Here is a 3,674-nt window from a genome sequence, read left to right as displayed (position 1 = left end):
TCTTCACACCCGACGCAGCGTGCTGCCTGACGAGCCCTGTCTGCGCCCGGGTGCGCTCCCTTGCGCAGTTCGAGCCCCTCACCCCCCGGCAGTACCATGGAAAAGGCGATACCGGTTTGCGACGCTGCCGTGTACCGGTCGCATGTGGGTGCGAACACATACCCGCGATTTCAAGCACTTGGCGGACTCGAAAGTCCGACGCAAAGTCCGACGCACGAACATCTCCTGGCGAGAGTCCTCCAGCTTGTCTCCCAACACCAGTTCGGGCGATAGCGCCTGCGGACTGACCGGGGGCGGCTTTTCCACGACAGCCCCGGCGGGCCGAGTCCGCGCAGACGATTCCCGGTCGCGGCCATGTCCGCGCCCGGCATTGAACACGGCCGCTTCAGCGCCCTCGTGCGCGGCAATATGGAGCATACGAACGGGTACACGAAGGAGATTGGCACCCCGAAGCCCGTTAGACGGGCCCGCCAACCACAGGCTGCGCACGGGAATGACACCGGGGAGGGCCGGGAGGACCGGCGGCGGGAGAGAGTAGCTGGAGTGCCCCGCCCCGGTCCGGTGGCGCGCGGGGCCTTTTGGAACTCTTTAGGAACTCGTTTCGCGATGGGTTTGTTGGCGGCGAGGGTCGCGGGATCGGCCGGAAGGAGGCGGGGTTTCTATATCTCGAGATCGAAGTCGAGGTTCACCTGCGCCGGTTCGAGGTTCTCTTCCTGCAGGCGATCGTGTTCCGACTCCTCTGAATGGTCGAGTTCGCGGTCGGTTTCGAGGCGTGGTCCAGACCCGTGCTCGCGCTCGGGATCGATTACTTGCTCCTCTTCGAGGGCGTGATCCGTCCCGTCAAGTCCGCGCGCCGCCCGGTCGCCGTCCCGTTCGTGGTCGGTTTCGAGGCCGAACGCCGTCTCGTGCGCGGCCTCCATCGCCGCCCCATCGAGCGCCGCTACCCGCTCGCCCGTGGCTCTCTCCAGTTGATCCGAGAGCTTCCATGTGTCATCGGTGACGAGCTCGGCCCCGTCCCGGGCCCGGCTGATCGCAACGTAGAAGGCTCTTTGGTTGGTCAGGTCGGGGTTCCCCGTAGGCATCGCCGCAACGATCTGGTCCACGGTCCTGCCCTGGAAAGCGTGCACCGTAGAGGCAAAAGCCCGGTCCAGGTGGCGCAACTGTGGATCATGTTCGGCAAGTTTCGCCGCCGATCCGTCCTCGAGACGGAAGCGGACGCCGTCCTTTCCGACCGATTCCACCGCCGCGGTCTCCCCATTGGCGAGTTCTGAGCCCGGATCGTTCCGCGTCCACCGCACCTTGTCTCCCTTGCGAAGCTCCATTTCCTCGCTCCGATAGACCTCCACGCCGCCCTTCGCACCCGCAAGGAGGTAGGGCCGCCAGTCCACCAGGTCGCCGTTTCCGTCCCGAAGCCAGACAGTGTTGCGCTCGTGGTCGACCCTCTCCACCTCGCGCTCGTCTCCCTTTTCCACCCCCAGGGTCTTGTACCGGCGGTTGAAGATCACCGTGTCTCCCGCCGAATAGTTAGACGCACGGGCCATCTCGGCGCGCGTCAACCCTCGCGAAACCAACTTCTCGCCCTGCCTCGCGGGACCGGAGACCGCGCCCTCCGTCACGAGTTGCGCCCGGATCGTGTCGTTTATCTCGTCCCGCAACGCCCGGGTCGGCGCGATCACCCCGGTTGCGGAGCGCTCTTCGGGAGAGAGCGAGAGCCAGCGTTCCGCCGTTTCCTTGCCGATATCCTCCCTCTCAACCTGCACGATCCTGTCCCCGAGCTTCTCGAAGGCGGTCCTGACCTCGCCCGCAAGGCCCGCACGGACCGCCTCCTTGAGCGCCATGTCCCGCTGGCGGAGGATCTCGTCCACCACCGCGGTCTGCATCCCGGCCCGCCTGAGTTGCTCGAAGGGCTTCCCCGCCTCCACCGCCCCGAGCTGTTTTTCGTCGCCCACCAGCACCACGCGCGGGACCCGGAGCGTGGTGGCGACCCGCAGCAGTCCCCGCATCTGTTCGCTCGACGCGAGCGAGGACTCGTCCACCACCAATACTGTCTTCGAGAACGACGCCCGCATGTTCCGCAACCCTCTTGCCGTGCCCCGGCCTTCGATGATTCCCTCGTGGCGCGCAAGGAATCGTTGCAGCGTTTCCGATCCGATTCCCGATTCCCGCTCCAATGTGCGCGCCGCGGAGGCCGACGGAGCGAGGCCTGTCGTGTTGTAGCCCCGACCCTCCGCGAGTGCGCGAAGGCGGTTCAGCATCGTCGTCTTGCCCGTGCCAGCATATCCCTGCACTCCCAACACCCGGTCTTTGGACGAGAGAATCATCTTGACCGCTTGCTTCTGGCCCTCGTTGAGACGCCCGCCGTGGAGCTTCGTCTCCGCAATCCAGCCCCGCATGATCGTCTTTTCGGCGCCCTGGCCGGCTTTCATCAGCGCGATGGCCTCCGACTCCCGCGCCATTGCCGCGTCAGTGGTCCAGTGTTTCCCCGATTGCAGACCCCGCGACACGTGGAGGACGCGGTCCTGTTCGAGGGTTGCCATGGCCCGCTCCACCGCCTCGGCCGTCACCGCGCCCGGCTCCCGCGCCAGCGCAGCTGCCAGAAGATCCCCATGCGAGAACACCGCCTGGCGCTCGGAAAGGTGCTCCACCGCCCAGGCCGCGGCCTCCGCCCCGCGCTCTCCCCGGTCCGTGAACAGGTCCGGCAAGGGCAGTTCCCGCTCCGCTCGCGTCGCCTTGGCGCGCACGGCTTGGGCCGAAAACCCGAGCTCGACCGCCTGCCGCTCCCACGACCGCCAAAGCTCCCCCTTGTCCACGTCACGCTTCGCGGCCCGCGTCATCAACGCCGCGCGGTCCGCCAGCTTCGGGTTCTCCAAGGGCACCCCTTCATCCCGCGCCGCCATCGCCGCCTCGATCTCCGCACGCCGAGTCGAGAACTCCTCCACTACATCCCGTGATACTCCCGAGATTTCGAACCTGCCGTCCGGGTGGGTCTTCTCGATCCCGTACCCCAGGTCCTTGAGACCCCGGGCAAGCTCGGCCCGGTACACCGCGCCGATCGCCATCTTGTTCCGGTAGAGCCCGTCGTTGACCATGGTCCTCCACTTCCCATCCTCGCCCTGGACCATGTTCGCCACCACGGCATGAGTGTGGAGCTGGGGGTCGAGGTTTCGGGATGTGTCGTGGCGGAAGGTCGCGGCCACCATCTTCTGGCCCCCGGCGTGGACCATCGCGCCGCTGGCCTTGTCCTGCATCCGGGTCTCGATGGCGTTGCGTTCGACCCAGGCAAGGGTGCGCGTCACGGCCCGGTCGTGGACGGCGACGATCCGCTCGTCCCCTCCCACCAGCGCCATGAGCGAGACCGACTTGGGTGCGGACATCGTGATGTCCCGTCCCGGCCGATGGTGTATCTCCCCGTCCTTGTCCCGCTTGCCGAGGTGCGGGCCGTCGGGGACCTTGCCTTCGAGCACGGCCTTGAATGCGTCCGGATCGACTGGCCCCGAAAGCCCCAGCGCCTCGGCTCCCTTGCCCGCCCAGGCGCTCGCTTCCCTGTGCGCGGAATCGTCCTTCGCGTAGTAGCCATCCCTCTCGTAGTAGGAGACGCCTTGAGACGGCGAAGCGATGACCCCGATGGAGGCTACCATACGGACCTCCCGCCGGGTGCGTGTTCACTCGGATTC

Annotated in this window: 1 protein-coding gene; it reads right to left on the bottom strand. The window is 66.8% G+C overall.

Going from position 1 to position 3,674, the window contains the following annotated elements; all coding sequences use genetic code 11:
- Positions 1–659: 659 nt before the first annotated feature.
- Positions 660–3,638, bottom strand: coding sequence for a conjugative relaxase (locus OXF11_21445; protein MCY4489655.1), 2,979 nt, complete (start codon positions 3,636–3,638; stop codon positions 660–662).
- Between the last annotated feature and the right edge of the window lie 36 nt (positions 3,639–3,674).

It is taken from the genome of Deltaproteobacteria bacterium, assembly GCA_026712905.1.
Lineage (GTDB): Bacteria > Desulfobacterota > Binatia > UBA9968 > JAJDTQ01 > JAJDTQ01.
This window is presented reverse-complemented; position numbering and strand designations above follow the sequence as displayed.

Coding starts and splice junctions, on each gene's coding strand:
- OXF11_21445 (MCY4489655.1), bottom strand. CDS start 3,638: ATGGTAGCCTCCATCGGGGTCATCGCTTCGCCGTCTCAAGGCGTCTCC.